Source organism: Yersinia sp. 2542 StPb PI (assembly GCF_048593855.1).
GTDB classification, from domain to species: domain Bacteria; phylum Pseudomonadota; class Gammaproteobacteria; order Enterobacterales; family Enterobacteriaceae; genus Yersinia; species Yersinia enterocolitica_E.
In genome coordinates this window covers 1-2,240 of record NZ_JAZGQA010000334.1, presented here as the reverse complement: position 1 = coordinate 2,240, position 2,240 = coordinate 1, and the positions used below count along the sequence as shown (strand labels likewise).

Sequence of the window (2,240 nt, the reverse complement as noted above, 5' to 3'; positions counted from 1 at the left end):
ATGCCGTTCTCATCGAGGATCCGCTGAAAGGCCAGCGCCGGAAAACGTTTATCCTGCTTAACTCTGGAAAATCGCTCCTCCTGTAAAGCACAAACCACGCGATCGTCCTTCATTAACGCCACCGCGCTATCATGATAATAACATGATAGCCCGATAGTGAATTTTTCCTGATTATTACTCATGTTCCATCCTAAATATGATATTTTTTTGCCAGCGAAGGAAATAACAAAGAACTTTTAGAGGGGGCAAGGGAGAGATATCCCGTCCATACTCTCTCCCAAAGCAGTCGGGTGAGTTTGGGATTGGAACTATTGGCGAACCGGCTCATATATATTTTTATCGCGTTCAACGCGCCTGCGGAGTGACCCGATGAGGCATTATCGATGGAGTTATGCAGATCGACAAACAGGGTATTAAAGCCATACTGTTTCAGCTCGTCATGTGCCTGATTATAAGCGCCGCCAACGCCGGATAGCTCCATAGCCAGGTTAAGCCCCAGCGTTTCCGGCAGATATTTTTGAGGAAAGCGGGAGACCGAGAGCCAAAACACCGGTACCAGAAAATCATCATCGTCAAAATATTCGCTTGCGGAAAAGGCACGGCTTGCGATATCGGGCAGTTCGATGCCCATGTCGGATATCAGGTCGCGGTATATGATGGGATGATTTTTCTCAATGAAGCCATTTCCTATCTCATCGGCATAAATTTCGAACAGGATTTCGCCAATATTGTCGCTAATAAGCTGTGGGTAGCTGTAGTGATTTATCCAGGCGCCGTCCAGCAGGATCATCGGCGCCAGGTGTACCGCCTCGTCGATCACTTCCTCACGCGATTTGCTACTCACCATTTTCCCTTGAGCATAATCATCCATCTGCATTTTAGTCCGGCTTAAAAACCACTCATCCAGCGAGGCGGGGCTATAGTTTTTAAAAGGCATATGCCTCAGTTTTTTCCTCGCGCGCGCCAGCCAGGCATCAGTAAATTTCTTGCTCTGCCAGTCCAGATAGAAGTGATCGTTACTGGTCATCAGCTGATGAAATAATTCCCGGATGTTCGTTTCCTCCCTGTATTGCTGTGCGTACTGCGGCAGTGTCAGGGAAAGAATAAGGGAAGGAGATGGCTTATCTTCAGCTACCGCATCAGGCTCAGCCTGCTCTGTCATTGCCCAGCGTTTCATGGTGGCCAAGTCGTGCTCGTTAAAAACCTTATACATCGGGCCTTCAAAGGTGGTTAACCGGTTGAAGAAAGCCATCCTCTCTGGGGTTTTGCCCTTGAACCAGTTAGATTTTTTAAGCTGCCGGGTAAATTCACGCGGATCGTTTTTCATCAGCTCATCGAAAGGGCATTGATTGAGCTTCTTTTTGTGGTGGTAGCCATACGCCATCGCACTTTTACCTGCGATAATTTTTTCAACCGTCAGGCTGTGGTCGCGGTTTTTATCAGTTAACGCGGCCAGGCTATCGTGCAAAGTTTGCCTGATAGCAGCGAGCCTGCTGAGCATTTGCACCAGTGCATCGGTCCCCTGTTTTTTTTCTGCAAGGCGATGAACCTTAAATGCAATAATCGCCCGAATGCACTCTGCGATCGGTTCTGTCCCGTCAGCGATGCTGGCTGCGGAACTGAACGATTTGCTGGCGTGGTAGCAGCGGGAAAATTCAGCAAAGCTGCTGAAACAGAGCAGGATGAGATCTGCCAGAATTAGCGCATCCTTCTCCTGCGACGGCCTCATAAAAGAGACAGCCAGCCGCAGGGCGGGCATGACCAATAGTTCGTCGAACTGCGTAACGTCCCTGGCGGCTTCGTCGATAGTTTTGGCTGCCGGGGCGGCATCCCGTAACGCCAATGACGCTTTTCTGAGCTGTTCGTAAAGAATAAAGTAATCGCAGGATGAGGGATGATGCGAAACTCTGGCATCAAAGCTGCGGCTTATTGCATACCAAGCGGAGCAGAAATCGTAGTGGGTGAATACCGCATCAGCCTCACCGATCTGCTGCTTTTGTTTCGTATCGTTGAAGGCAACGCCCAGTATTCGTAGGGTTTCATCGTCATTTGGCAAATCATATGAGAGTAAACTTTCATTAACAATGCTTAAATCCAGCGAGTCCAGCAGCATTTCGGAGAGCAATGATTTAATGCCATTTGACGCTATATCATTGAAAAAAAGGTATGCTCCAGAGAATGTGGTTATCGACATAACATAAGCCTTGATGATGATTTGTGCTTACGTTATAGGCAATAAC

Annotated in this window: 2 protein-coding genes; both read right to left on the bottom strand. The window is 48.2% G+C overall.

What is annotated here, in order from left to right; genetic code table 11:
* On the bottom strand, positions 1-182 hold a 182-nt coding region (locus V1952_RS21305; RefSeq protein ID WP_420075498.1), incomplete at its 3' end, for a carbamoyltransferase N-terminal domain-containing protein.
* 8 nt (positions 183-190) lie between these two features.
* A complete protein-coding gene (locus V1952_RS21300) occupies positions 191-2,194 on the bottom strand; it encodes an iron-containing redox enzyme family protein (protein ID WP_420075497.1) in 2,004 nt (667 codons plus the stop codon).
* Positions 2,195-2,240: the final 46 nt, after the last annotated feature.

Coding starts and splice junctions, on each gene's coding strand:
- V1952_RS21300 (WP_420075497.1), bottom strand. CDS start 2,194: ATGTCGATAACCACATTCTCTGGAGCATACCTTTTTTTCAATGATATA.